At 65.9% G+C, this 23,312-nt stretch carries 28 protein-coding genes and 1 pseudogene; 13 read left to right on the top strand and 16 right to left on the bottom strand.

All coding sequences use genetic code 11. The features are described from left to right. A partial coding sequence (locus WJU21_RS19380) for an aldo/keto reductase (protein WP_346325117.1) occupies window positions 1-728 on the bottom strand: 728 nt, incomplete at its 3' end. A 153-nt stretch (window positions 729-881) separates the two neighbouring features. Here WJU21_RS19380 and WJU21_RS19375 point away from each other — a divergent pair. Continuing rightward, window positions 882-1,751 carry an SPFH domain-containing protein gene (locus WJU21_RS19375; RefSeq protein WP_346325116.1) on the top strand — a complete coding sequence of 290 codons (870 nt, stop codon included), beginning with the start codon at window positions 882-884 and terminating at the stop codon, window positions 1,749-1,751. Beyond that, window positions 1,748-2,077 carry a hypothetical protein gene (locus WJU21_RS19370; RefSeq protein WP_346325115.1) on the top strand — a complete coding sequence of 110 codons (330 nt, stop codon included), beginning with the start codon at window positions 1,748-1,750 and terminating at the stop codon, window positions 2,075-2,077. The genes WJU21_RS19375 and WJU21_RS19370 overlap by 4 nt, the downstream gene beginning before the upstream one ends. A 167-nt stretch (window positions 2,078-2,244) precedes the next feature. On the opposite strand, the gene WJU21_RS19365 is transcribed toward WJU21_RS19370, so the two are convergent. The 3 genes from WJU21_RS19365 to WJU21_RS19355 form a co-directional block, all read right to left on the bottom strand. Next, window positions 2,245-3,126 carry an alpha/beta hydrolase gene (locus WJU21_RS19365; protein WP_346325114.1) on the bottom strand — a complete coding sequence of 294 codons (882 nt, stop codon included), beginning with the start codon at window positions 3,124-3,126 and terminating at the stop codon, window positions 2,245-2,247. Further along, window positions 3,126-3,602 (bottom strand): VOC family protein, encoded by a 477-nt coding sequence (locus WJU21_RS19360; protein WP_346325113.1) that lies wholly within the window; start codon window positions 3,600-3,602, stop codon window positions 3,126-3,128. Before WJU21_RS19360 ends, WJU21_RS19365 begins: the two co-directional genes overlap by 1 nt. A 62-nt stretch (window positions 3,603-3,664) precedes the next feature. Further along, complete coding sequence (locus WJU21_RS19355; RefSeq protein ID WP_346325112.1) at window positions 3,665-4,996, bottom strand: MFS transporter; 1,332 nt, start codon at window positions 4,994-4,996, stop codon at window positions 3,665-3,667. Between the two features lie 131 nt (window positions 4,997-5,127). On the opposite strand from WJU21_RS19355, the gene WJU21_RS19350 reads away from it, so the two are divergent. After that, window positions 5,128-6,354 carry a multidrug effflux MFS transporter gene (locus tag WJU21_RS19350; RefSeq protein WP_346325111.1) on the top strand — a complete coding sequence of 409 codons (1,227 nt, stop codon included), beginning with the start codon at window positions 5,128-5,130 and terminating at the stop codon, window positions 6,352-6,354. On the opposite strand, the gene WJU21_RS19345 is transcribed toward WJU21_RS19350, so the two are convergent. The 5 genes from WJU21_RS19345 to WJU21_RS19325 all read right to left on the bottom strand — a co-directional run bounded on the left by WJU21_RS19345 (window position 6,351) and on the right by WJU21_RS19325 (window position 12,486). Next, a complete protein-coding gene (locus WJU21_RS19345; protein ID WP_346325110.1) occupies window positions 6,351-6,884 on the bottom strand; it encodes a VOC family protein in 534 nt (177 codons plus the stop codon). The two genes, WJU21_RS19350 and WJU21_RS19345, sit on opposite strands and share 4 nt — an antisense overlap. A gap of 150 nt (window positions 6,885-7,034) precedes the next feature. Beyond that, the gene (locus WJU21_RS19340) at window positions 7,035-10,136 is read right to left on the bottom strand and encodes an efflux RND transporter permease subunit (RefSeq protein WP_346325109.1); all 3,102 of its coding nucleotides are present in this window, start codon (window positions 10,134-10,136) and stop codon (window positions 7,035-7,037) included. 3 nt (window positions 10,137-10,139) lie between these two features. Further along, window positions 10,140-11,159, bottom strand: coding sequence for an efflux RND transporter periplasmic adaptor subunit (locus WJU21_RS19335; RefSeq protein ID WP_346325108.1), 1,020 nt, complete (start codon window positions 11,157-11,159; stop codon window positions 10,140-10,142). A gap of 148 nt (window positions 11,160-11,307) precedes the next feature. Then, window positions 11,308-11,859, bottom strand: a complete 552-nt coding sequence (locus WJU21_RS19330; RefSeq protein ID WP_346325107.1) for a VOC family protein — start codon at window positions 11,857-11,859, stop codon at window positions 11,308-11,310. A gap of 66 nt (window positions 11,860-11,925) precedes the next feature. After that, on the bottom strand, window positions 11,926-12,486 hold the full coding sequence (locus tag WJU21_RS19325; RefSeq protein ID WP_346325106.1) for a pyridoxamine 5'-phosphate oxidase family protein: 561 nt from the start codon (window positions 12,484-12,486) through the stop codon (window positions 11,926-11,928). 50 nt (window positions 12,487-12,536) lie between these two features. On the opposite strand from WJU21_RS19325, the gene WJU21_RS19320 reads away from it, so the two are divergent. Next, on the top strand, window positions 12,537-12,827 hold the full coding sequence (locus WJU21_RS19320) for an HNH endonuclease (RefSeq protein WP_346325105.1): 291 nt from the start codon (window positions 12,537-12,539) through the stop codon (window positions 12,825-12,827). A gap of 75 nt (window positions 12,828-12,902) precedes the next feature. Next, window positions 12,903-13,034 carry a hypothetical protein gene (locus tag WJU21_RS19315; RefSeq protein WP_346325104.1) on the top strand — a complete coding sequence of 44 codons (132 nt, stop codon included), beginning with the start codon at window positions 12,903-12,905 and terminating at the stop codon, window positions 13,032-13,034. 13 nt (window positions 13,035-13,047) lie between these two features. Here WJU21_RS19315 and WJU21_RS19310 read toward each other — a convergent pair whose 3' ends face one another. The 3 genes from WJU21_RS19310 to WJU21_RS19300 all read right to left on the bottom strand — a co-directional run bounded on the left by WJU21_RS19310 (window position 13,048) and on the right by WJU21_RS19300 (window position 15,917). Further along, the gene (locus WJU21_RS19310; RefSeq protein ID WP_346325103.1) at window positions 13,048-13,836 is read right to left on the bottom strand and encodes a PhzF family phenazine biosynthesis protein; all 789 of its coding nucleotides are present in this window, start codon (window positions 13,834-13,836) and stop codon (window positions 13,048-13,050) included. Window positions 13,837-13,956: 120 nt separating this feature from the next. Beyond that, complete coding sequence (locus tag WJU21_RS19305; RefSeq protein ID WP_346325102.1) at window positions 13,957-14,937, bottom strand: aldo/keto reductase; 981 nt, start codon at window positions 14,935-14,937, stop codon at window positions 13,957-13,959. A gap of 101 nt (window positions 14,938-15,038) precedes the next feature. Next, a complete protein-coding gene (locus tag WJU21_RS19300) occupies window positions 15,039-15,917 on the bottom strand; it encodes an LLM class F420-dependent oxidoreductase (RefSeq protein WP_346325101.1) in 879 nt (292 codons plus the stop codon). 131 nt (window positions 15,918-16,048) lie between these two features. On the opposite strand from WJU21_RS19300, the gene WJU21_RS19295 reads away from it, so the two are divergent. Next, window positions 16,049-16,807 (top strand): SDR family oxidoreductase, encoded by a 759-nt coding sequence (locus WJU21_RS19295; RefSeq protein ID WP_346325100.1) that lies wholly within the window; start codon window positions 16,049-16,051, stop codon window positions 16,805-16,807. A gap of 125 nt (window positions 16,808-16,932) precedes the next feature. Here WJU21_RS19295 and WJU21_RS19290 read toward each other — a convergent pair whose 3' ends face one another. From WJU21_RS19290 to WJU21_RS19280, 3 genes are read right to left on the bottom strand one after another with little or no spacing between them, the layout of a single operon-like run. Further along, the gene (locus WJU21_RS19290) at window positions 16,933-17,523 is read right to left on the bottom strand and encodes a 2-hydroxychromene-2-carboxylate isomerase (RefSeq protein ID WP_346325099.1); all 591 of its coding nucleotides are present in this window, start codon (window positions 17,521-17,523) and stop codon (window positions 16,933-16,935) included. Next, the gene (locus WJU21_RS19285) at window positions 17,523-18,245 is read right to left on the bottom strand and encodes an SDR family NAD(P)-dependent oxidoreductase (RefSeq protein ID WP_346325098.1); all 723 of its coding nucleotides are present in this window, start codon (window positions 18,243-18,245) and stop codon (window positions 17,523-17,525) included. The genes WJU21_RS19290 and WJU21_RS19285 overlap by 1 nt, the downstream gene beginning before the upstream one ends. Then, complete coding sequence (locus tag WJU21_RS19280) at window positions 18,242-18,670, bottom strand: limonene-1,2-epoxide hydrolase family protein (RefSeq protein ID WP_346325097.1); 429 nt, start codon at window positions 18,668-18,670, stop codon at window positions 18,242-18,244. The genes WJU21_RS19285 and WJU21_RS19280 overlap by 4 nt, the downstream gene beginning before the upstream one ends. A gap of 121 nt (window positions 18,671-18,791) precedes the next feature. Between WJU21_RS19280 and WJU21_RS19275 the strand changes: the two genes are divergently transcribed. Beyond that, window positions 18,792-19,157 carry a hypothetical protein gene (locus tag WJU21_RS19275; protein WP_346325096.1) on the top strand — a complete coding sequence of 122 codons (366 nt, stop codon included), beginning with the start codon at window positions 18,792-18,794 and terminating at the stop codon, window positions 19,155-19,157. Here the strand turns inward: WJU21_RS19275 and WJU21_RS19270 are convergent. Further along, on the bottom strand, window positions 19,150-19,470 hold the full coding sequence (locus WJU21_RS19270; RefSeq protein ID WP_346325095.1) for a multidrug efflux SMR transporter: 321 nt from the start codon (window positions 19,468-19,470) through the stop codon (window positions 19,150-19,152). The genes WJU21_RS19275 and WJU21_RS19270 overlap by 8 nt on opposite strands. Window positions 19,471-19,684: 214 nt before the next feature. Here WJU21_RS19270 and rpmG point away from each other — a divergent pair, with 214 nt between their 5' ends. The 6 genes and pseudogenes from rpmG to WJU21_RS19240 all read left to right on the top strand — a co-directional run. Further along, entirely contained in the window at window positions 19,685-19,852 is a 168-nt protein-coding gene (gene rpmG, locus WJU21_RS19265) for a 50S ribosomal protein L33 (RefSeq protein WP_346325094.1), read from the top strand. Between the two features lie 48 nt (window positions 19,853-19,900). Beyond that, entirely contained in the window at window positions 19,901-20,179 is a 279-nt protein-coding gene (locus WJU21_RS19260; protein ID WP_346325093.1) for a DUF3572 domain-containing protein, read from the top strand. A 7-nt stretch (window positions 20,180-20,186) separates the two neighbouring features. Next, a complete protein-coding gene (locus WJU21_RS19255; protein WP_346325092.1) occupies window positions 20,187-20,849 on the top strand; it encodes a hypothetical protein in 663 nt (220 codons plus the stop codon). Between the two features lie 5 nt (window positions 20,850-20,854). Further along, a complete protein-coding gene (locus WJU21_RS19250) occupies window positions 20,855-21,739 on the top strand; it encodes an ROK family protein (RefSeq protein WP_346325118.1) in 885 nt (294 codons plus the stop codon). A 100-nt stretch (window positions 21,740-21,839) separates the two neighbouring features. Next, window positions 21,840-22,304 carry a nuclear transport factor 2 family protein gene (locus WJU21_RS19245; RefSeq protein ID WP_346325091.1) on the top strand — a complete coding sequence of 155 codons (465 nt, stop codon included), beginning with the start codon at window positions 21,840-21,842 and terminating at the stop codon, window positions 22,302-22,304. A gap of 138 nt (window positions 22,305-22,442) precedes the next feature. Further along, window positions 22,443-22,620, top strand: a pseudogene (locus WJU21_RS19240) (arsenate reductase); the annotation flags it as partial. Between the last annotated feature and the right edge of the window lie 692 nt (window positions 22,621-23,312).

Raw genomic sequence — 23,312 nt, 5'->3', positions numbered from 1 at the left:
GCGGCGGTTTTTTTTTTTATTTGTTGGGTCTGTTTTTTATTTTTTTGTTTGTGTTTGGGGGTGCCCCCCGGCCGCCACTTGCCGGTCAGCCAGCCCTGCGACAGCGGCGACCAGACGATGGCGCTCATGCCATAGCGCTGCACCGTCGGCAGCACGTCGGCCTCGATGCGGCGGGCGAAGATGGAATAGGGCGGCTGCTCGGTGCGGAACCGCTCGCGGCCGCGGTTCTCCGACACCCAGTGGGACTCGACGATCTGCTCGGCGGGGAAGGTCGAGCAGCCGATGTAGCGCACCTTGCCCTGGCGAACCAGGTCGGTCAGCGCGCCCAGCGTCTCGTCGATGTCGGTGGCGCTGTCGGGCCGGTGCACCTGGTAGAGGTCGATGTAATCGGTGCCCAGGCGGCGCAGGCTGTCCTCGGCCGCCTTCATGATCCAGCGCCGCGAATTGCCCTTCATGTTCGGGTTGGCGCCGCCCATGGGCAGGCTGAACTTGGTGGCGAGAATGACGTCATCTCGCTTCGCGCCCAGCGCCTTGCCCAGGATGGTCTCGGATTCGCCGTGGGAGTAGACATCGGAGGTGTCGAAATAATTGATGCCCGCATCGAGCGCCCGGTCGACCATGCGGCTGCACTCGGCCTGATCGCTGTTGCCGAAATAGCCGAACATGCCGGCGCCGAAGCAGAACTTGCTCACATGCATGCCGGTGCGGCCCAGAACCCGCATTTCCATCGATCTCTCCCCTTGGTCAGTCACGCGTGATTGTGGCGCGGGATTAGAGCAGGTCGCGGCCTTTGCCGCAATGGCCGCGAGCCGGTTCCGCTTGCCAACAACCGGGCACCGGTTTCTAATCCGCGGCGTGGATTTCAAGGGGGTCTTAATTTCATGGGTGACGGACAAATCGCCGCGATCGTCCTGATCGTCCTGCTGGTCATGCTGTCGTTCATGACCATCAAGATCGTGCCGCAAAGCGAGAAATTCGTGGTCGAGCGGCTGGGCAAGCTGCACGCCGTGCTGGGGCCGGGCCTCAACATCATCATGCCGCTCATCGATTCCGTGAAGCACAGGATCTCGATCCTGGAACGCCAGCTTCCCAGCATCGAGCAGGACGCCATCAGCAAGGACAACGTGCTGATCAAGGCGTCGATCGTGGTGTTCTACCGGATCGTCTCGCCGGAAAACACGGTGTACCGGATCAGCAACATCGACCAGGCCGTCGCCACCACCGTGGCCGGGATCGTGCGTTCGGAACTGGGCAAGATCGACCTGGACGAGATGCAGTCCAATCGCGCGCCGCTCAATGCCTCGATCAAGATCCAGCTGGCCGACGCCACCGACGACTGGGGCATCGAGGTGACCCGCGCCGAGGTGCTGGACATCAACCTGGACGCGAAAACCATGGACGCCATGCTGCAGCAGCTGAACGCCGAGCGCGCCCGCCGCGCCGCCGTCGCCAAGGCCGAGGGCGAAAAGCGCGCCATGGAGCTGAAGGCCGAGGGCGAGTTGTTCACCGCCCAGCGCGTGGCCGAGGCCAAGCGCATCCAGGCCGACGCCGACGCCTATGCGACCACGACGGTCGCCGCCGCCATCCGCGAGAACGGCATGGAGGCGATCCAGTTCGAGATCGCCAAGCGGCAGATCGAGGCGATCGGCCACATGGCCAGCAGCAACGGCACCCGTACCATCATCCTGCCCACCGACCTGGCCGATGCGTTCGGCGCGGCCGCCAAGATGTTCGGCAGGAAGCCTTCATGATCGACGGCATCCTGAGCCGCGACTTCTTCCTGCACCCGGCCGCGTGGCTGGCCGTGGCCTTCGCCATGGGCGTGGTGGAACTGGCGATGCCGGGCTACCTGTTCCTGGGCTTCGCCGCCGGCGCAATCGTTGTCGCGGTGGTGCTGTTCACGGGCCTCGACACCTGGTTCAACGGCTTCGCCGGCCTGGCCTATCTGGTTGCGTTCTATGCCGGGATCAGCCTGCTGAGCTGGTTCGTGCTGCGCAGGGTGCTCAAGGCCGGCCCCAACGAGCGCAAGGTCGACCGGGACATCAACGAGGACCCGTACAAGGGCGCGAAGGACTGATTTTTCCCACCCTCATCCCTCGTCGTCATTCCCGCGCACGCGGGAACCCAGACGGGGAAAGGGCGGCGACCATCGTGTGCTTCATTCACGAAAAACTTCTTTGTGAACGAACCATTGGCGCTCTACGAAGAGCTGGGTCCCCGCGTGCGCGGGGATGACGATACTGGTTAGTTGGCGAAAAACTCGCCGATGGCCTTCGCCGTCTCGTCCGGCGCTTCTTCCGGGCAAAAATGCCCGCCCGGCACCGCCTGCCCGCGCACGTCCGACGCCCAGCGCTTCCAGGTGCCGAGCATGCGGTCCTCGTCCCATTTGCCGTCACGGTCGCCCCACAGGATCAGTGTCGGGCAGCTGATCTTCTCTCCGGCCTTGCGGGTCGCCTCGTCGATGTCGCAGTCGACCGTCGGCCCCGCCCTGTAGCAGTCGCAGGTGGCACGGATGGTCTCCGGATCGGAGAAACAGCGGATATATTCCGCCATCGCCGCCGGATCGAAGCGGGCGTCCTGGCCCGACCACGTTTCCATGGAATGACGCAGATAATATTCGGGGTCGCCGCCGATCAGCCTCTCCGGCAGCGGCGCGGGGCTGGCGAGGAAGAACCAGTGGTACATGCCAACGGCCACCTTCCGGTTCTTTCCCGCCGCATCGTACTGCTCGATGGTCGGCACCACATCGAGGATGCACAGCTTCTCGACCCGGTCCGGATGATCGAACGCCATGCGGTAGGATACGCGCGCACCCCTGTCATGGCCCGCGACGCACCATGTCTCGAAGCCGAGCGCGCGCATCACCTGCACATTGTCCATGGCCATGGTCCGCTTGGCATAGGTCAACTCGCCCGCCGGTGGCTTGGAGCTGTCGCCATAGCCGCGCAGGTCGGGCACCACGACGGTGAAGTTTTCCGCCAGCACCGGCGCCACCTGGTGCCACATCACATGGGTCTGCGGATAGCCGTGCAGCAGCAGCACTGGGGGACCGGAGCCGCCGGTGACCAGGTTGATCTCGGCGCCATCGGTGGCGATGCGCCGGCGCTCGAATCCGGGAAAGAACATCAGACGTTCAGGTAGAACGCGTGGTTCGGGTCCAGAATCTCCTGGAGCTCGATCAGGTTGCCTTCCGGATCGCGGCCATAGGTGGCGCGGATGGCGCCGTTGCCCAGCTCCTCGCGGGTGGGCGGCGGGCAGTTGAAGGTCATGCCCAGCGTCTTCATGCGCTCGTATTCGTAATCGATGTCGGTGACGTCGACGCAGAAATGGGTGTAGCCGTGGTCGCTCGGCGGCCGCTTCGGGTCCACCGGCTTGCCCTCGGGCGTCTTGTACTGGAAAATCTCGATATGGGTGTTGCCGGCCTTCATCATCACCTGCCGGCACGACGAATCCTTCAGCCCGACGATGGTGTCGATGCGCTCCGAGCCAACTTCCCAGCCCATGGTGGCGACGACCTCGAAGCCGAAGCCTTCCTGGTAGAACTTCACGAGACGGTCCAGATCGCTGGTGGCCAGCGCCACATGGTGAATGCCGCGAATCATTTTATGTTCCCCTGACGGAAATCCGGCGGTCAGTGTTGGACGCCCGGCGCCGCCCGGTCAAGCTAGACCAGCTTGCGCCGCCGCACATTCCCCAGGATCACCCAGACGGCGACGCCCTTGATGACGATGGCGACCAGGAACATCACCGTGTAGGAGGTCGCCTCGGCCAGCGCACCGCCCAGGATCGGGCCGGCCGCGAACATCGCCGACGCGACCATGCTGGCCAGCGCGATCATCATCGGCTGGTCGTCGCGGGAGCCGAATTCCAGCAACAGGTTCTGCCCGGCGATCTGCAGGCCGCCGATGCCGACACCCAGCCCGCTGAACACGATGGCCAGGGAGAACAGGCTGGTGGGCGCGATCAGCAGGATCAGCAGGAACACGCCCCAGATGGCGATTGAGGCGGCGAAGGTCCAGGAATTGCCGAAGCGGTCGCCCAGCATGCCCCAGATCGGCGCCACGAAGGTGGGCAGCAGCATGAACGAGATGGTCAGCACACCAAGGCCATAGCCGCCCAGTACCTCGCCCGAGGCGTTCAGCTCCTGCTTGACGTGGAGGATGTAGAACGGCGCCGCGGCGATGGCGAGCGACGCAAGCGTGCTGCCGACCAGATAACGGCGAAAGCCCGGCGTGCGCGTCTGGCGCGGCAGGTCGCGCAGCCGCTGCATCAGCGGCGCGGGCGCCTGCACGTTGGGCGGTTCGGGCTCGCGGATCTGCTTCAGGCCAAGCAGGCCGATGGCCGTTAGGACGAAGGCCAGGAAGAAGGTCGTCGCATAGCCGTTGCCGAGCACGTTGTGCTCGATGAAATAGCCGCCGCCCATATAGGCGACCGCCGCAGCAACAATGCCGGCGAAGAAATTGCGAAACCCCATCAGCCTGCCGCGCACCGCGACGGGTATGAGCTTGGACACGGTGAACTGGAACGCCACCGACTGCATGCCGTTGAACGAGCCGAACAGCAGCAGGCACAGGCCGATGGTCCACAGGGCGACGGTTTCGTCGGGCAGGAAGCTGGGCACCTTGAAGCCGAACAGTGTCAGCCCGGTGACGCCGAAACCGGCGACGGCGATGCCGAGGACCGCCACGCGCATGGCGCCGCCAACCCACATGAAGATGGGCACCACCTTCTTGCGGTGCGAGATCATGTTGCCGCCCGGCAGCGATGCCAAAGTCGAGCCGATATGCTGCGCGGCCAGCACCAGGCCGACCGCGGTCGGCGAACTTGACAACACGTACAGATAGGCAGGCAGGAAAGTCGGGGCCTGCAGCAGCCGGAAGCCGGTCATGCCGAACACGCCGTGCATCAGCAGAGCGAAGTAATTCCGCTTCAGGTGCTTGTTGACCTCGAAGGTAAACGCCTCTTCGGCCGCACGCTGAAGGTCGGCATCACTCATGCCGGCGCCCGCTTCCTCCTCATCCCGAGATTCAAGCAACCGTGGTATTCCCGAATGGCGGCCGCGTTCTTTGTATCCAGCGGCTTACGGATCGCTTACTTATCCCACAAACCGTTTTCGAGTAAGCCTGAATGTCTACGGATACAATCACGGCGGCCCGTCGACCCACGCCGGGCGTGAGGCTGACGTTGATGCTGGGATCGCTGACCGCATTCGGTCCCATGGCAATCGACATGTACCTGCCGGCCATGCCGGCCATTGCCGCCGACCTTCAGACCGATCCCGCCAGTGCCCAGCAGACCATGTCCGTGTTCCTGATCGGCATGGCCTTGGGTCAGTTGCTGTACGGTCCCATTTCCGACCGCGTCGGCCGCCGTCCGCCCTTGATGGTGGGCATCGGGGTGTTCATCGTGATGAGCATCGGCTGCGCCTTCGCCCAGACCATCGGCTCGCTGATCGTGATGCGTTTCCTGCAGGCGCTGGGCGCCTGCGTCGGCCAGGTGCTGGCCCGTGCCGTCGTCACCGACGTCTACGACCGGCGCGAGGCGCCGCGCATGTTCTCGCTGCTGATGCTGGTGATGGGCCTGGCGCCGATCCTGGCGCCGATCGGCGGCGGCTGGGTGCTGGCAGTGGCGAGCTGGCAGGCCATTTTCCTGGTGCTGGCCCTGTTCGGGGTCCTCGTCGGCGCGCTGGTGCTGTTCCGGCTTCCCGAGTCCCGGTCCGACATTGTCGCCGCCCACGCCAGGACCGAATCGCCGTTCCGGGGCATCACGGCGGTGGCGCGCAACCGGCATATAGTGGGTTATTCCATCGCCGGCGGCCTGGGCACCGCCTCCATGTTCACCTACATCACCTGCGTGCCGGATCTGCTGATCGAGCATTACGGCATCCCGCCCGAGCATTTCGGCTGGTTCTTCGGCATCAACGCGGCCGGCCTGATCGCCGGGTCGCAGATCAACCGCCACCTGCTCAAGCGCCACTCCAGCCACGATCTGCTGAAGATCGCGCTGGCCATAGGCTTGGGGCTGACGCTGATCCTCCTGGCGTCGGCGCTGACCGGCATAGGCGGCCTGCCGGGCCTGCTGATCCCGCTGTTCCTGGTAATCACCTGCATGGGCTTCGTGCTGCCCAATGGCGGCGCCTCGGCCATGGTGATCGACCTGAAACGCGCCGGCAGCACCTCGGCCTTCACTGGCAGCATGGCGTTCGCGCTGGGCGCGGGCGGCTCGGCCCTCGCCGGCCTGCTTTACGACGGCTCGCCCATGCCCATGGCCATGGTAATGACCGCCGCGCTCGCCACCGGCGTGCTGGTGCTGAAATTCGTGGTCGGCAAGCCGCCGGTCCTGCTGGCCGACTAGCCTCGGCCCCACGACGGCGGGCGCACCGGATCGGTCTTGCCGTCCCAGGTGTCGGACGCCTGCTTGATGACGTCGAACATCTCGATGTGCAGCGGGTCCGTCGGCATCAGCTGGATCATCACGCCGGGCGCGTCGAGCAGGTCGATATAGGCGTGCGAGTTGATGTAGCGGTGGCCGACCACATAGTTGACGCCGTCATCCTTCAGCGATTTCAGCTTGCCGTCCACATCGTCGCACCACACCGCCAGATGCTGCAGGCCGCCCTCGGGATTTTGCTTCAGATAGTCGCCGTAGATGGTCGGGCCGCAATCGTCATAGGGCGCGATCAGCTCGATCTGCTGGTCGCCCGAATAGGCGAAGGCCGCCTGGATGTGGCAGTCCATGCGTTCGCCGTAATGCTCGGCAGGCAGCTTGATGTCCTCGATCAGGTAGAACGGGCCGACGCCGCGCGCCAGCCAGTGCTCGATGCCCTTCTGCATGTCGGGCACCACATAGCCCTGCTGCACCACAGGCCCGAAAATCTTGCTCATGTCACTCTCCCCGTTTGACGAGCGGAAAGCCAAGCACGTTCCGGCCGCACGGTCCAGCGCCCAGAGCGCTTTCAGCCGAGGCGGAATCGCCCCGGCGTCCGAAACCCGCGGCGACAAACGCCAAGCGGTTCAGTGCCGACGGAAATCGCTTCAGGCTTGCCGCTGCATGGCCTCGAGCTGCCGCGCCACGGCGTGGGGCGAGCGGGTGTAGGGCGCCAGCAGGCGGTAGAACGCCGGCACCACCAAGAGGGTCAGCACGGTCGCCACCAGCACGCCCGAGCAGATGACGATACCCAGGGTCACGCGGCTTTCCGCCCCCGCGCCGCTCGCCACCGCCAGCGGCGCGGCGCCGATGGCGGTCGCCAGACTGGTCATGATGATCGGGCGCAGCCGGATACGGCAGGATTCGATGATCGCCTCGTCGACGGTGCGGCCCTCGTCGCGAAGCTGGTTGGCGAATTCCACGATCAGGATGCCGTTCTTCGCCGATATGCCTACCAGGATGATGATGCCGACCTGGCTGTAGATATTCAGCGTACTGCCGAATATCCACAATCCGGCCACCGCGCCCAGAATGGCGAGCGGCACCGACAGCATGATCACGAACGGGTGGATGAAACTCTCGAACTGCGCCGACAGCACCAGGAACACCACCAGCAGGGCGATGAAGAAGGTGAAGATCACGGCGCCCGACGATTGCTTGAACTCGAGCGATTCGCCCTTGTATCCGATCCGCGCCGCAGCCGGCAGCTCGGTCCTGGCGGTCTCCTCGAGAAAGCCGAGCGCATCGCCCAGCGCATATCCCTGGGCCAGGCTGGCCGAGACGGTGATGGCCCGCATCCGGTTGTAGCGGTTCAGCTCCTTGGCGTCGGCCCGCTCCTCCAGCCGCACCAGGTTGGACAGCGGCACCAGCGTACCCGTGGTGCGCGAGCGCACATAGATGTTCGACAGGTCCGTCGGGCTCTCGCGGTCCGCGCGCTGGGCCTGGATGATCACGTAATATTCCTCGCCGTCGCGGGCGAAGGTGTTGATCTTGCGCGAGCCGATCATGCTCTCGAGCGTGGCGCCCACCTCTTCCGCGGGCACGCCAAGGTCGGCCGCGCGGTCGCGGTCGAGCAGCACTTCCATCTGCGGCCGCGTCTCCTTGTAGTCGACATCGACGCCGATCAGGTTCGGGTTGGCGCGCACCTTTTCCAGCATGATGTCGCGGTACCGGGCCAGTTCCTCGAAGGTGCTGGCGCCGATGACGAACTGCACCTGCTGGCCGCGCGTATTGCTGATTCCCTGGCGCATCATCAGAAACAGCCGAATGCCCGGCATCGTCTCGGAAAAAGTGCCGCGGATTTCGTCCATCACCGCGAAGGTATCCCGCTCACGGTCCTGCCAGTCGCCCAGCACCAGCATGCCGGAGCCGGTGTCGAAAGCCGCCGGCCCGCCGTAGGACGGCGCCCGCAGCATCACCCGTTTTGCCTCGCCGCTCTCGACATAGGGCAGCAGCAGCGTCTCGACCTTTTCCATCTGGGCCTTGCTGTAGTCGAAGCCGGCGCCCTGCGGTCCCTGGAAGGTCAGGAAGAACGCGCCGCGATCCTCGGGCGGTACGAGCTCTTCCTTGACCTGGCTGCCGATCAGCACGATCAGCGCGAATACGCCGACCACCACGCCGCCAACGGCCAGCGGTTGCCTGACCGCCCGTTGCAGAAGGCCGGTGTACCGGTCGGCCAGCCGTTCCATGCGGTCGTCGACGAATGTCTGCAACCGCCCCTTCTTCTCGCCCATGGGCTTCAGCAGCTTGGACGACAGCATGACGCTGAACGACAGGGCGACCAGCGCCGAAAATCCCACGGCCGAGGCGACCGCGACACCGAGTTCGGCGAACAGCCGCCCCACATTGCCTTCGAGGAAGATGATCGGCACGAAGACCGAGATCAGCACACCGGTGGTTGCAAGCACGGCGAAGCCCACCTGCCGCGCACCGCGATAGGCAGCGACCAGCGGCGCCTCGCCCCGCTGCACGCGGCGGTAGATGTTCTCCAGCACCACGATGGCGTCGTCGACCACCAGGCCGATGGCGAGCACCAGCGCCAGCAGGGTCAGCAGGTTGATGGAATAGCCAAACGCATACAACACGCTAAAGCTGGCGATCAGCGAGACCGGCACGGTTACCGTCGGGATGATCGTCGCCCTGATGCTGCCCAGGAAAAGGTAGATCACGCCAACCACCAGCACCACGGCCAGCCCCAGCGTCAGGTAGACCTCGTGAATCGCCTCCTTGATGAACACCGAACCGTCATAGGTGCGGTGCAGCGACGTGCCGGCCGGCAGCGTGGGGCCGATCTGGTCGATCATCTCGTTCGCAGCCCTGGCTACCTCCAGCGTGTTCGCGCGCGACTGGCGAACCACGCCAAGACCGATCTGCGTCTCGCCGTTGCCCTTGAAGAAAATCCGCGGCTCTTCCGAGCTCAGCTCGATCCGCGCCACTTCGCCCAGCCGGACGAGATGGCCGTCCGCCGTCTTCGCGATCACCAGCTTCGCAAAGTCGGTTTCGGTGCTGTAGGCGCGCGCCAGCCGCAGCGTGTAGTCGCGATCGGCGGATTCGAGAGCGCCGGCAGGCAGTTCCACATTCTGCGTGCGCAGCGCGGTCTCGATGTCGGAAGCGGTCAGCTGGCGGGCCGCCAGCGCCACGCGGTCGACCCAGATTCGCATGGCATAGCGCTGTTCGCCGCCGATGATGACACGGGCCACGCCGTCCACCGCCGACAGCTGGTCGACGATGTAGCGGTCGGCATAGTCCGACATCTGCGCCACATCCATGACCGAACTGGACAGATTGTACCAGACGATGGGGTCTTCGTCGGAATCGACCTTGAATATCTCCGGCGCGTCGACTTCGTCCGGCAATTCCTCCACCACCCGGGAAACCCGGTCGCGCACGTCGTTGGCCGCCGCGTCCACGTCCCGGTCCAGGTTGAATTCCATCACCACGCTGGAGCTGCCGTCCGAACTCTTCGACGAAATCCAGCGCACCCCCTCGATGCCGGCGACCTGATCCTCGATCAGCTTGGTGACGCGGGCCTCTACGGTGGCGGCTGACGCGCCCTTGTAGGTGGTGTTGACGGAAACGACCGGCGGATCGATGTCGGGAAACTCACGGACCGGCAGGCGCTGGATGGCGACCAGTCCGAACGACAGCAGCAACAGGCTGAGCACGGTCGCGAAGACCGGCCGCTTCACCGAGATATCGGACAGCATCATGGCTCAGGCGCCTCCGCTTTCCGCCTCCGGCAATTTGTGCGTTCCGATGCTCTGGACCAGGCCGCCAGGCACCATGCGGGCGACCCCCTCGACCACCACCGTCTCGCCCTGCCTGAGACCGCCGAGCAACTCGGCGACGCCCGGATGGCGGCGGCCGATGGTGACCTCGCGCTGGGTGACCGTGCCGCCCTGCCCGATCACCCAGACGAATTGTCGCTTTTCGCGCGGCACCAGCGCCCCTTCAGGCAGCAGCAGAACCGTGCTGCGCGACTGGATCACCTCGACGGTGACCAGCATGCCCGGGCGCAGCGCCCCGTCACCGTTGGGAATGAGCGCCCGCACCGAAATGGCGCGGGAAATCGGATCGACGCGGGCGTCGATGGTCTCGATGACGCCCTTGAACGCCCGGCCGGGATAGGCGGCGGTGCGCGCATCCACGTCCTGGCCGGCCGCGATGGCGCCCAGGAACGTCTCGGGCACCGAAAAATCGAGTTTCACCGGGTCGATGTCATCAAGTGTCGCAACGGCCGTGCCCGGCGATACCAACGTGCCGGGGCTGACCTGCCGGAAGCCGAGCACGCCATCAAACGGCGCCCGCAGCACCCGGTCGGACATGCGCGCCTCCATGGCCCGGGCGCGCGCCCGGGCGCCGTCGACGGCCCGCGACTGTTCATCGAGTCGCGCCTTGGTCGCATAGCCCTTGCCGGACAGTTCCTGTACCCGTTCGAGCTGCTGCTCGGCCTCGCGTTGGGTCGCGCGGGCCTCGGCCAGCATGGCGCCTTCCTCGTCGTTGGTGAACTCGATCAGCACCTGGCCCCGGGCGACGGTCTGGCCATCCTGGAAATGAACCCGGGCGACCTTCTCGGTCACCTTGGCCGACAAGGTCACGGATTCATTGGCGTGCAACGTGCCGATGGCCTCGATCCGCTCTACGAACTCACCCGGCTGGATGGTGTGGGAGACCACGGGAACAGGCTGGGGCGCAGGCATCTTCTGCGATGCGGAATCGCATGCGGCAAGCATCAGGCAAACGCCCGCCAACATCCATCTGCCGCTCAACACGTCCCCCATCGGCCGCACGGGCCGCGTTCACCCAGGCGGAAATTACCTGCGTCCGTGCATAATTAAGTCCAACTGGATTGCCAGTTGCAAGGAATTGCTGTGATCCGCCTCAGAGCGCGTCCACATCCACCGGATGGGTCCAGTCCATGACCCTGATCGGCCTGGTCGTGCCATCCCATGCCGCGGATTCAGAGACTCCCACATTGTAGAGGTCCATGTAGCGCTGGATGGTGGGCATCAGCTGGATCATCACACCGGGCGAACCCGCCACGTCCAGATAGGCATGCGACCCCGGATAGCGCTGGGCGACGACGAAATCGACGCCGTCGGCGGCAAGCTGCTCCAGTTTCGCGTCAACGTCGTCGCACCACGAGGCGAGGTGCTGCATGCCGCCTTCGGGATTGGCGGCCAGAAAGTCGCTGTAAACGCTGGGCCCCGAGCCTTCGAGCGGTGTGATCAGCTCGATCTGCTGGTCGCCCGAGCAGGCGAAGGCTGCGGTAATCCGGCAGACGGTGGGCTTGCCGTAATGCAGCGCATCGAGACTGAACGGCGGGATGACGTACCAGGGGCCGACGCCGCGCGCCAGCCAGTGCGCCATGCCGGCCTGCAGGTCTGGCACGATATAGCCCTGCTGGATCATGGGTCCGTAGATCTGGCTCATTCCGGTTCTCCTGTCCGCTGCTCCCCGCCGCGAGCCTAATCCGCGCCCCACCGGGCAGGCAAACAATTATGGCACAATCCATGTGGCCGAGAATTTGCCGCCGTCAGGCCAGTCGAACCGGGCCGACAGATTCCCGGTCGGCTCGAGCCGCAGCCATTCGAGCCTGCTGACGGTGACCCGCACCACCAGGAAATGCGCATAGCCCGGCTCCAGATCATCGGCGAGGTCCGGCAACCCCGAGCCAGGCCGGTCAAGCGGCAGTCCCGGACCGGGTGCCGACAGATAGGGCCGCCGCGTCACGGCCGGCGCGGCGTCCCAACAGGCGCGGGCGACCGCATCGCCCGAATGCAGCGCCGCCGCACCCCATGCCCGGAGCTGCACGCCGCTCGCCGGATCGTAAAACACCATGCACGCGCCCGGATCACCGGCCAGCTGCGCCGCCTTGGACGACCGGAGATCGGTGAATATGGTCAAGGTCCGTGCCGCCGCGTCCGCCGCGCGCAGCACCACCGTCCGCGCCTGTGCGCCGCCGGTCGCCAGCACCGGCGTGCGCAGCGGCGAACCACGATCCCCCGGCGCGGCGGCGAGCAGGCGCCAGCAATCGGCGGCAAGATCTTCCAGGGTCATGCCCATGGTTCCGTTGACGCAGTTCCGGGGCTCGACCCTAATGGGCCCCCATGGAGACCGGAGCCGTCATCTGCCCGCTGTGCGAGCGGCCGCTGGGCCGCCGGCGCGAGCGCCACCATCTCGTGCCGCGACTGAAGGGTGGCCGCGAAACCGTGCTGCTGCACCCGATCTGCCACCGCAAGATCCACAGCCTGTTCGCCGAGTCCGTGCTGGCGCGTTCGTATGCGAGCATCGAGGCCCTGCGCGGCCATCCCGAAATCGGGCGGTTCATCGCCTGGCTCGCCGACAAGCCGCCCGACTTTCACGCCTCGACACGCACGGCCAAAGGCCGGCGCCCCTAAGCGGACTTCATGCGTTTTGCGCATTGCCGTCATCCCGTTCCAGTGAAGGTCCCGCCATTGCCGGAAGATCACGGCGTGCCATATACATCAATCAGCCGGAGCAATTATGCCCCGGCCTGGGGCTACACCAAAATGACCAAGGCTTTCGGTCTGATCAACGCCTTCGCGCTGCTTGCAGGCACCATGTCGCTGGTGCTCTGGTACTAGCGCTCCCGGTCCGCTAGCGCGGGACCACAATCGATCCTTCCAGATACAGCACGCAGCCGCCCGCGACCCGGACGGCGCCGGGCAGCACCGTGCTGCGCAGGTCGCCGCCGCGCGCCGAGGCCTGGTGCGACGTCAGCGTGTCCCTGCCCAGTCTCGCCGCCCAATAGGGCGCCGTGACGCATTGCGCCGAGCCGGTCACCGGATCCTCGTCAACGCCAACGGACGGCGCGAAGAAACGCAGCACGAAATCGGTGCGCTCGCCCGGCGCCGTGGCGATGACATAGGACCGGTCGAACGCAGTAAACGCCCGGATGTCGGGCGTCAGCGCCCGGATTGCGGCTTCGCTGTCAAACACCGCGACATATTCACGCTCGCCCGCCAGCCATGATTCCGGCGCACCGCCCAGCGCGCCGGCAAGGCCGGCGGGCGGCGCAACAGTCTCCAGCGACCTGCGCGGCAATGTCATGGCGAAGCCCTCGCCATCGGGCACCACCTTCAGCGGGCCGCTGAGGGTGTGGAACGTCACCTCGTCGCGGCCGCCTTCCAGCAAGGTCATGATCACGAAGGCGCTTGCCAGGGTGGCGTGGCCGCACAGCGGCACTTCCGCGCCCGGCGTAAACCAGCGCAGCCGGTAATCGCCGCCGTCGCGGACGAAGAAGGCGGTTTCCGACAGATTGTTCTCGGCGGCGATGGCCTGCAACGTTGCATCGGGCAGCCACGCATCCAGCGGGCATACCGCCGCCGGATTGCCGCCGAACAGGGTTTCGGTGAACGCATCCACCTGGAAAATCGGAATCCTCATCGATCACTCTCCAGACAGCAGAAAGCCGCCCGCGTCCCCTCCATGCCCCGAAGGGCGCTGGCGGATGGCGGACGGCTCTCGCGATCGCTTTGCCCGGCGTACCGGGTTCTTGCTATCCGATCAGAACGGCAGACCGCCCATAGGCTTGGTCATGTCGTTCAGCGCCTGCACATCTTCCGCCGAAAGCTTGGCGCCGGCTGCGGCGACATTCTGCTCGATCTGTGCGGGCTTGGTCGCACCCGCCATCACCGAGGTGACGCCCGGCTGCGCGAGCAGCCATGCAACGGCGATTTCCAGAACGCTCAGGCCGCGCTCCTTGCCGAACGCCTCGATCTTCTCGACCAGATCGAAATTGCGGTCGTTCATCTCCAGACCGCCCAGGCCGGCCATGTTGCTGCCCTCGCCGAAGCGGGTGCCCGCCGCCGGCTTCTCGCCGCGCTTGTACTTGCCGGTCAGCATGCCCGACGCCAGCGGGAAATAGGGCAGGAAGCCCACGCCCGCGAACCTGGCGGCGGCGAGGCGCTCGTCCTCAACGTCGCGGCGCAGGATGTTGTAGAAATTCTGCACCGAGATGAACTGCGGCACGCCCAGATTCTTGGCGACATGCATGGCGTCGACCAGCAGGTGGCCCTTGAAGTTGCAGCAGCCGATATAGCGGACCTTGCCCTGCTGGATCAGGTCGCCGAGTGCGAGAAACGTCTCCTCCAGCGGGGTCGTGGGATCGGGGAAGTGCAACTGGTAGAGGTCGATGTAATCGGTGCCCAGACGCTTCAGGCTGGCCTCGACCGCGTTCATGATGTAGCGGCGCGAGCCGCCCGCCATGTACGGGCCGGCGCCCATCGGCATGCCGAACTTGCTGGCCAGCACGATGTCCTTGCGGCGGGCGCCCAGCGCCTTGCCCAGGAATTCCTCGGACTTGCCCCACAGATGGGGATCGGTCGGATAGGCGTCGGCGGTATCGAACATGGTGATGCCCTGCTCGAGCGCCTTGTCGACGACGACCTGGGTCTCGGCCATGTCCGTGCGGCCACCGAAGTTGTTGGTGCCCAGGCTGATGGTCGAAATCTTCAGGCCGGAATTACCAAGATTACGGTATTCCATATTGCGGTCTCCCCTGTTTGCAAAAGCGGTTGCGCGCACGATGCCATGCGCCCGGCGCACTTGTCCACCGGGCAGCACGCGTGCTGGTTCGGCCTGCGCGCCTAGCCGATGGCGTTCATGAACCGCCGCAGATAGCCAAGATGCTCGTCCGCCGTCTTCAGTCCGGCGCCCATTGTGTGGAGAGTGACGTGGCTGGCGCCCGCCTTCTTCCACTCGGCGTGATCGGCGGCCGCGTCGTCGGGCGTGCGCACCGGCCCGCCCAGCGTCGCGCCGACGAAGATGATGTTGTCGATGCCGACCGTGGCCGGATCGCGGCCCGCCTGCTGCACCAACTCGCGCATCTCGGCCACCTTCCCCGCGGCCTGCGCGGCGGGCAGCACCGGGATCCAGCCGTCGCCGGTACGGGCGACCCGGTTCATGGACGCCTCGGACGCGCCGCCGAACCAGACCGGAATCGACTTCTTTACCGGCGGAGGATTGATGCCCGCATCGGTCACCTTGTGGAAGCGGCCCTCGAAGCTGATCGGCTTGCCTGTCCACAGCCTGCGCAGCAGGTCGACCTGTTCGTCGAGCCGCGCCCCGCGAGCCTGGAACGGCGTGCCCAGCGCCTCGTATTCCACCTGGTTCCAACCGATGCCGAATCCCAGCCGCAGTCGGCCGCCCGAGAACACGTCGGCGTTGGCCGCCTGCTTGGCGAACAGCGCCGCCTGCCGCTGCGGCAGGATGATGATGCCCGACGCCAGCTCCAGCGTACTGGTCACGCCCGCCAGGAAACTGAACAGGGTGATCGGCTCGTGGAACGGCGTGTCGTGATTGTAGGGCATGCGCCAGTCGGGCCGGCTGGCCAGGTTGGCGCCCATCACGTGGTCATAGGCGGTGATATGGTCGAAGCCCAACCCCTCGACGGCCTGCGCCCAGTCGCGAATGACCACCGGGTCCGCGGCGATCTCGGTCTGTGGAAATACGACACCGACACGCATGCAATCCTCCCCAAATTTAATGCACGGTCCATTTTTTAGAACCGGCACGATACTGTCAAGAACAAGCCGGCGCTAGGCGTGGCTCCCCGCGCAAACGCTGCTATCATCCCGCCGGGAAAAGGGAGGATGCCATGTCATTGCAGGGACGCGTCGCCATCGTCACGGGCGGCAACCGGGGGATCGGCAAGGGAATCGCGCTGGGGCTGGCGCTGGACGGGGCCGATCTGGCCATCAATTACCGCGGTAACGAGGACGAGGCCCGCACGACCCTGGATGAGGTCCGCGCACTGGGTGTCAGGGCGGAACTCTACCAGGCCAGCGTCGACGACTTTGCCGCGGTGCGGGACATGGTGGCGAAGGTCGCCGCCGATTTCGGCCAGATCGATATCCTGGTCAACAATGCCGGCATCGCCAGCAAGGGCCGCTCGGTCGCCGACACCGACCCCGAGGAATTCGAGCGGGTGGTGCGCACCCATGCCTTCGGCACGTTCTATGCCACCCACGAGGTGATCCCGCATCTGCGCAAACGCCCGCGCGGCGACATCATCATGGTGTCGTCGGCCGCCACGCGGCGCTGGATGGCCAACGGCGCGCCCTACAATGTGGGCAAGGCCAGCATCGAGGCCATCGCCTTCGGCGTCGCCAAGGAGGAACGCGCCAACAACATCCGTGTGAACGTGGTGGCGCCCGGCGTGGTCGAGACCGACATGGGCCGCCGCCTGCTGAAGGCGAGAGGCGTCGCCGACCCCCGCGACGCCGACGCGACGGCGCCGTTCGGCCGCGTGTGCCAGCCCGAGGACCTGTCCAACGTGGTGCGGTGGCTGGTGTCGGAGCAGAACAGTTACGTCACCGGTGAGCGGATTTACGTGGATGGATTGGCGGGGGTTTAAACCCGCTCAACCGTGATTTTGCGAGCGCAGCGAAGCAGTCCAGCCCTTCCGGCACACAGCCGTCAACTGCACGGTAGATTGCTTCGCTGCGCTCGCAAAATCGGCATTGTTTCAGGACACAGGATTCAGCGTTTCAGCGCCTCTTCCACGAAATCCAGCCGGTCCTGGCCCCAGAACATCTCGCCGTCGACGAAGAAGGTCGGTGCGCCGAACGCGCCGCGGTCGGCGGCTTCCTGGACGTTGGCCTTCAGCTTGTCCTTGATGTCCTCGCGCGCGATGCCGGCCTGGTAGGCGGCCACGTCCAATCCGGCCTCTTCGAGCAGCTGCGGCCAGACGTCGTCGGCGCCGATGTTGAGGCTCTTGAGCCACATGCCCTCGAACATGGCCTTGGCGTAGGCGTCGAACTCGCCGCGCTCCTGCGCCACCAGCGCGCCGCGCAGCGCCGTGACGATCTTCACCTCGGCCATGTGCGGGTTGGGGTTGAGCGTCACGCCGTAGCGGCGGGCGAATCGCTGCAAATCCATGCCGCCATACTTGCCTTTGTTGGGCACGGTCATGGGCGGCCGATTGCCGGTGAGCTGGAACAGGCCGAGCGTCAGCATGGGCCGCCAGACCACGGTGCAGCCGGTGCGCTCGACGATGCCGGGAATCCGCGTCCACGCCAGGTAGGTGGGCGGGCTCATGAAATCGAAGAAGAATTCGAGGGTCTTGCCCATTACCAGGGTTCCTTCCAGGGACGCAGCTCGGTCTCGTGGGTCCAGGCGCTGCGGTGCTGCGAGTGGATGGCGAAATAGGTGTCGGCGATGGCCTCGGGCGCGAGCACGCCGTCGGCCGGGCGCTCCTCGAACACCTTCGGCATCATCTTGCGGATCAGCGGCGTGTCGATGGGGCCGTCGATGATGACGTGCGCCACATGGATGTTCTTCGGGAACAGCTCCCGCGCCATGGACTGGGCCAGCGCCCGCAGCGCGTGCTTGGAGCCCGAGAACGCCGCCAGGTTGGCCTTGCCGCGCAGCGCCGACGTGGCGCCGGTGAACAGGATGGTGCCCTTCTCGCGCGGCTCCATCACCTTGGCCACCTCACGGCCCATCAGGAAGGCGCCGAAGGCGTTGACCCGCCAGACCCGCTCGTAATCCGCCGCCGAATGCTGGGCGATGGGCGAATGGGTGCCGATCGCCGCGTTGTAGACCGCCACCTCGATGGGGCCGACCTCGCGCTCGATATGCGCCACCATGTCGACCATCTGGGCCTCGTCGGTCGAATCGACGCCGTAGGCATGGGCGGTGCCGCCCTCGGCGACGATCTCGCCGACCAGGTGGTTCAGCTTGTCCACGTTGCGCCGGGCGACGCAGGCGGTATAGCCGGCGCGGGCGAAGCGTTTGGCGATGGCGCCGCCGGTGGCGACGCCCGCGCCGACGACGAGCACGACGGGCTTCATGACGGAATCCGGTCGCCATAGAGTTCCAGCAGGCCGCGCGGGTCGCAATAGTCGACCCATTTGCGGATCTTGCCGCCCTTCAGGGTGAACACGCTGCACACCGGGAGCCTGAGCACTTCGGCGCCACTCTTGTCGCGGTAGCTGTCCACATGCTCGACGAACACCAGGTCGTCCATGGCTTCCTGGGTGCCGAGCTTGGGGACGATCTTCACCACCGGGGCATTGCCGCCGATGTCGCTGAACAGGATCTCCTTGACCTGCGCCTTGGTCATGGTCGGGAAGCCGGTCAGGCTGTAGCTGCCTTCCTCGGACAGGTACAGGTCATAGCCGTCCCAGACATGCTGGCGCGTGCCGCCCTCGAACGCCTTGTACAGCGCGATGATGATGCGAAGGTTGGTAAGGGCTTTCGGATCCCTTGGTGGCATGGGTCTCTCCTGCTGATTGCCGGCGGGACCACGGCTCTCCCCTTCCCGTCCGGCGAATGAGCGGGCATGATAGGAAGGGTCTGGACCGCAAGTCCAGCGGGGCCGACGGAGGAAGCAAAGAATGTCACGACTGGCGATCTGCTGCGTCCTGGCGGCGCTGGTGCCGGCGACGGCCTGGGCAGGCAGCTACCGGGCGGGACCGCTCGGCGCCTGGGACCAGACCGGCGAATTCTCCTGCGAGGGCGGCGACCTGCTGGTATTTCCCGCCGGCGACTTCGCGGTGATTCCCCATGCCGGCGACGACCGGACCATGGCGGTGATCGACAGCCGCAGCGGACGCGCCAAGGTAGGCGGCACCGCCGGCGACGATCTCGAGAAGCTGGCCGACGACCCTGCGATCTGCGCGGGACCGATCGACTGCGACGACTGGGACGCGGTGGCCGACGCGCTCAAGTCATGCTGGCAGGACGACGGTCCGCTCAACTAGCCGGCAGCAGCTTCAGCCCGGCGATTCCCGCCGCGATCAACCCGACGCAGCCCAGCCGCAGCACCGTGACGGACTCGCCGAACAGCAGCACGCCCGCGATCACGGTGCCGACGATGCCGATGCCGCTCCAGACCGCATAGGCCGTGCCCAGCGGCACATGCCGCAGCGCCATGCCAAGCAGCCCCAGGCTGATGACGATGCTCGCCACGGTCAGAACAGAGGGCCACAGCCGGGTGAAACCGTGCGACTGTTTCAATCCCAGCGCCCAGCCGATCTCAAACAGTCCCGCAAGGCCCAGATAAATCCATCCCATCGCAGACCTCCTTCGATCTGTCGCGGGGCCGTCCCCTGTGATACTGGATGAACCGGGTCGTCCCGGTCGGGCCTAAGATAGGGTCGCCGGGCGGCCACAGCAAATACTGCCGGAGCAGGGCCATATCGCCCCACTCACCGCTTGACTTGCCAATTGCCGGCGCTATGGTCGCGCCCTTCAAATCGATGCGCGCCGCGCAACAGGAGTCGTTACCATGGCGAAGCCGACCACTATCAAGATCCGGCTGGAGAGCACCGCGGACACCGGCTACTTCTATGTCACCAAGAAGAATCCTCGGACGATGACCGAGAAGATGAAGGTGAAGAAGTATGACCCGGTCGTGCGCAAGCATGTGGAGTTCAAGGAAGGCAAGATTAAATAATCTTGCCGACCCCGCCTGCCGGGGCGTGAACCCGGCCCATTTCCATCCATGAACACCGACCGCGCCGAAACCGTCGCCCTGCAGGCTCTTGCCTTCCTGGCGGCGGACGAACAGGCGTTGGACGGATTCGTGCATCTGACCGGCCTTGGGCTGGATCAGCTGCGCGCCGCCGCGTCCAATCCAGAGATTCTGGCCGGCGTGCTCGATCACCTATTGCAGGACGAACCGCTGCTGCTGGCGTTCTGCGAGGCCGCCGACATAAAGCCCGACGAGCCTGCCCGCGCCCGCGCCTACTTGCCGGGCGGCGACCTCCCCCATTATACCTGACGGCATGATGGTTCATCCCGACGTGCTCGAACAGGCCGACCGGATCGCGCTCGATCCCGCCCGCCCACTGATTCTGTCCGACGCCGACGAGGTGATCGTGCAATTCGCCAGCGTGCTGGAGGAATTCCTGCACGAGAACGAGCTGTATCTGAATCTGGAGAGCTTCGCCCTGACCGGCAATATCAGGCGCAAGTCCGACGACGTGGCGGTCGCCGCCGAGGAGGTTACCGCCCTGATCGGCCAGTTCTTCGTCGAGAAGACCGAGTTGCAACCGGCGGTGCCGGGCGCGCCCGAGGCGCTGAAGGCGCTGTCGGCGAAGGCCCAGGTCGTGATCGTCACCAATGTGCCATTGCAGCAGCGCGAGGCCCGCGTGCGCGCGCTGAAGGCGCTGGGCATGGATTATCCGCTGATCGCCAATATCGGCCTGAAGGGTGCGGTGGTGAAGCATCTGGCGGACAAGGTGGACGCGCCGGTCTATTTCATCGACGACATTCCCCCCAACATCGCCTCGGTCGCCAAGGCCTGCGCGCGGGTGCACTGCCTGCACTTCGTGCACGACCAGCGGCTGGGCAGCCTGCTGGGGCCGGCCGAGCACAGCCGCCACCGGGCCGACAACTGGCCCGACGCCGCCGCGTGGCTGACCGCGCACATGGCCGATCTGGGCTATTGAGCGCCATGCTGCGCATGGGCATCGACCTGGGCGGCACCAAGATCGAAGGCGTGGTGCTGGATGCTGGCGGGGCCGAACTGTTCCGGCGACGGGTGCCGACGCCGTCGCATTACGACGACCGCATCAACGCCATCGCGGCGCTGGTGACCGAGGCGGAAGCCGCGACGGGCCTGTGCACGGTGGGCGTGGGCACGCCCGGCTCGATCTCGCCGCACACCACCTTCATGCAGAATGCCGAGGGGCTGGAAGGCCGCCCGCTGCGCGAGGACATTGCGGCGGCGCTGCGGCGCGAGATCCGCATGGCCAACGACGCCGACTGCCTGGCCCTGTCGGAGGCCAGCGACGGCGCGGGCGCCGGCCACGATGTGGTATTCGCCGCCATCCTGGGCACAGGCGTGGGCGCCGGCATCGTCGCCCATGGCCGCCTGCTGCACCGCGGCCCCAACGCCACCCATGGCGAGTGGGGCCACAATCCCCTGCCCGCGCCCGACGATGCCGAGCGGCCGGGCCCGGCCTGCTATTGCGGCCGGCGCGGCTGCACCGAGACATTCCTCAACGGCCGCGGGCTGGCGCTTGCCTATCGCGAGGCGACCGGCGAGGACGCGTCGCCCGAGGATATCGCCCGGGGCGATTCGCCGGCCCGGATCGCGGCGCTGGAGCGCTATGCCCTGCGGCTGGCGAAGTCCCTCGCCACGGTGATCAACATTCTCGACCCGGACGTGATCGTGCTGGGCGGCGGTCTGTCGAACATCGACCGGCTCTATGACCTGGTGCCGCCGCTGCTGCCGCGCTTCGTGTTCTCGGACGGGGTGAAGACGCCGATGGTGAAGGCCCGCCACGGCGATGCCAGCGGCGTGCGCGGCGCGGCGCGGCTGTGGGACCGTGGCTAGCTTTGTCAATCAGGCATGGATGCCGAAGGGTGCTTCTACTGCCGGATAATACCGATTAAGCTTCTCAAACTGGAGCAGTTCACAAGGCAAAGGGCCCGAAATGTCCGATCGACGCGCGGAAATTGTTGCCGACAAACACGAAATCGAAACCTTGCAGCGGCTTTACGCCAAGGCCACCGACAAGCTCGGCAAGAAGTCGCCGGAAGTCAGGGACGAGGGTAGAAAAATCTACCACAGGATTTTCACGCCCGACGCACAAGTACGGACTGCAAATACCGGCAACGACTTTGTCGCCGACGGTCCCGATGGTTGGGCCGGCGTGGCGGAAAATGCGTTGAAGGACTACATAGGGACGCAGCACCTGATCGGCACGCAGCTGACCGAAGTGAACGGCGACCAGGGTGTGCTGGAGAGTTATCTGAACGCCTGGCACAAGAACCCGGACAATTCGGTGTACTACTTCCTCGGCACCTATATCTCGAAAGTCAGGCGATATGAGGATGGCTGGAAGATATACGATATGACGCTCAGGCTGGATACCAGCGGAATCGTTCAGACGACCTAGATCGTGTCTGTAAACCAGGCCTGTGGCACCGGGCCCGGCCTTTCCGGCTAGGCGGGATTTGCCGCGGGAAGCGCCGCGACGATCGTCACTATTCGGCCCCGTACAATGACGCGCATACCGGCAGCCGAAGGATCCGCCATGACCATCGTCGTGAACTATCACAACCCCTCTGCGGCACCTCGCGCAACACCCTCGCGCTGATCCACAATTCGGGCGCCGAGCCCATGTGGTGGAACATCTGAACTCACCGCCCGCCCGCATCTTGCTGGTGGAGATGGTCGCCCCGGCCGGCATGACGCCGCGCGCCGTGCTGCGCCGGAACACATCCAGCAGCAATGGCCGACCTAACGCGGCAGCGACAGCGCCCGCCTTTCACAAGCCTGCAATCGAGGACCAATCGGCCAGCTACGTTAATCCGGCCGATTGTCATCCCTTTGTTCTTCCTCCTCGGGATCCGCAGTACCGCTGCTGGACCTGGAGGGTTTGCGTCGCGGTTCTGAACGCGTCGATCCGGATTGGTCTTCGGAAGGCTGAACGCGCGGAGCCTGCGAACGCCGGTCTTCTGCGGCATCGGCCGCCGGACTTTTGGGCTGCAAGGGCACGCCCGACTGCGCTGCCTCGGGACGTGCCCGCGAACGCCGCTCCTCGGCGGCATCGGCCGGCGCGCTATCGGGCTGCGGGGTCACACCGGGCCGCGATGCCTCGGGGCGTGCCCGAGAGCGCCGCTCCACGGCGTCATCGGCCGGCGCGCTATCGGGCTGCCTGGACGTACCGGACTGCGCTGCCTCGGGACGTGCCCGCGAACGCCGCTCCTCGGCGGCATCAGCCGGCGCGCTATCGGGCTGCCGGGACGTACCGGGTTGCGCTGCCTGGGGACGGACCCGCGAACGCCGCTCTTCGGCGTCATCGGCCGGCGCGCTATCGGGCTGCCGGGACGTACCGGACTGCGCTGCCTCGGGACGTGCCCGCGAACGCCGCTCCTCGGCGGCATCAGCCGGCGCGCTATCG

The organism is Emcibacter sp. SYSU 3D8 (assembly GCF_039655875.1).
GTDB lineage: Bacteria > Pseudomonadota > Alphaproteobacteria > SMXS01 > SMXS01 > RI-34.
The sequence above is the reverse complement of the archived record's forward strand: the minus strand, read 5'-3'. Positions and strand labels throughout refer to the sequence as shown.

Excerpts from the sequence above, each read along its gene's own strand:
- WJU21_RS19375 (WP_346325116.1), top strand. The coding sequence starts at position 882 with ATGGGTGACGGACAAATCGCCGCGATCGTCCTGATCGTCCTGCTGGTC.
- WJU21_RS19370 (WP_346325115.1), top strand. The coding sequence starts at position 1,748 with ATGATCGACGGCATCCTGAGCCGCGACTTCTTCCTGCACCCGGCCGCG.
- WJU21_RS19365 (WP_346325114.1), bottom strand. The coding sequence starts at position 3,126 with ATGTTCTTTCCCGGATTCGAGCGCCGGCGCATCGCCACCGATGGCGCC.
- WJU21_RS19360 (WP_346325113.1), bottom strand. The coding sequence starts at position 3,602 with ATGATTCGCGGCATTCACCATGTGGCGCTGGCCACCAGCGATCTGGAC.
- WJU21_RS19355 (WP_346325112.1), bottom strand. The coding sequence starts at position 4,996 with ATGAGTGATGCCGACCTTCAGCGTGCGGCCGAAGAGGCGTTTACCTTC.
- WJU21_RS19350 (WP_346325111.1), top strand. The coding sequence starts at position 5,128 with ATGTCTACGGATACAATCACGGCGGCCCGTCGACCCACGCCGGGCGTG.
- WJU21_RS19345 (WP_346325110.1), bottom strand. The coding sequence starts at position 6,884 with ATGAGCAAGATTTTCGGGCCTGTGGTGCAGCAGGGCTATGTGGTGCCC.
- WJU21_RS19340 (WP_346325109.1), bottom strand. The coding sequence starts at position 10,136 with ATGATGCTGTCCGATATCTCGGTGAAGCGGCCGGTCTTCGCGACCGTG.
- WJU21_RS19335 (WP_346325108.1), bottom strand. The coding sequence starts at position 11,159 with ATGCTTGCCGCATGCGATTCCGCATCGCAGAAGATGCCTGCGCCCCAG.
- WJU21_RS19330 (WP_346325107.1), bottom strand. The coding sequence starts at position 11,859 with ATGAGCCAGATCTACGGACCCATGATCCAGCAGGGCTATATCGTGCCA.
- WJU21_RS19325 (WP_346325106.1), bottom strand. The coding sequence starts at position 12,486 with ATGACCCTGGAAGATCTTGCCGCCGATTGCTGGCGCCTGCTCGCCGCC.
- WJU21_RS19320 (WP_346325105.1), top strand. The coding sequence starts at position 12,537 with ATGGAGACCGGAGCCGTCATCTGCCCGCTGTGCGAGCGGCCGCTGGGC.
- WJU21_RS19310 (WP_346325103.1), bottom strand. The coding sequence starts at position 13,836 with ATGAGGATTCCGATTTTCCAGGTGGATGCGTTCACCGAAACCCTGTTC.
- WJU21_RS19305 (WP_346325102.1), bottom strand. The coding sequence starts at position 14,937 with ATGGAATACCGTAATCTTGGTAATTCCGGCCTGAAGATTTCGACCATC.
- WJU21_RS19300 (WP_346325101.1), bottom strand. The coding sequence starts at position 15,917 with ATGCGTGTCGGTGTCGTATTTCCACAGACCGAGATCGCCGCGGACCCG.
- WJU21_RS19295 (WP_346325100.1), top strand. The coding sequence starts at position 16,049 with ATGTCATTGCAGGGACGCGTCGCCATCGTCACGGGCGGCAACCGGGGG.
- WJU21_RS19290 (WP_346325099.1), bottom strand. The coding sequence starts at position 17,523 with ATGGGCAAGACCCTCGAATTCTTCTTCGATTTCATGAGCCCGCCCACC.
- WJU21_RS19285 (WP_346325098.1), bottom strand. The coding sequence starts at position 18,245 with ATGAAGCCCGTCGTGCTCGTCGTCGGCGCGGGCGTCGCCACCGGCGGC.
- WJU21_RS19280 (WP_346325097.1), bottom strand. The coding sequence starts at position 18,670 with ATGCCACCAAGGGATCCGAAAGCCCTTACCAACCTTCGCATCATCATC.
- WJU21_RS19275 (WP_346325096.1), top strand. The coding sequence starts at position 18,792 with ATGTCACGACTGGCGATCTGCTGCGTCCTGGCGGCGCTGGTGCCGGCG.
- WJU21_RS19270 (WP_346325095.1), bottom strand. The coding sequence starts at position 19,470 with ATGGGATGGATTTATCTGGGCCTTGCGGGACTGTTTGAGATCGGCTGG.
- rpmG (WP_346325094.1), top strand. The coding sequence starts at position 19,685 with ATGGCGAAGCCGACCACTATCAAGATCCGGCTGGAGAGCACCGCGGAC.
- WJU21_RS19260 (WP_346325093.1), top strand. The coding sequence starts at position 19,901 with ATGAACACCGACCGCGCCGAAACCGTCGCCCTGCAGGCTCTTGCCTTC.
- WJU21_RS19255 (WP_346325092.1), top strand. The coding sequence starts at position 20,187 with ATGGTTCATCCCGACGTGCTCGAACAGGCCGACCGGATCGCGCTCGAT.
- WJU21_RS19250 (WP_346325118.1), top strand. The coding sequence starts at position 20,855 with ATGCTGCGCATGGGCATCGACCTGGGCGGCACCAAGATCGAAGGCGTG.
- WJU21_RS19245 (WP_346325091.1), top strand. The coding sequence starts at position 21,840 with ATGTCCGATCGACGCGCGGAAATTGTTGCCGACAAACACGAAATCGAA.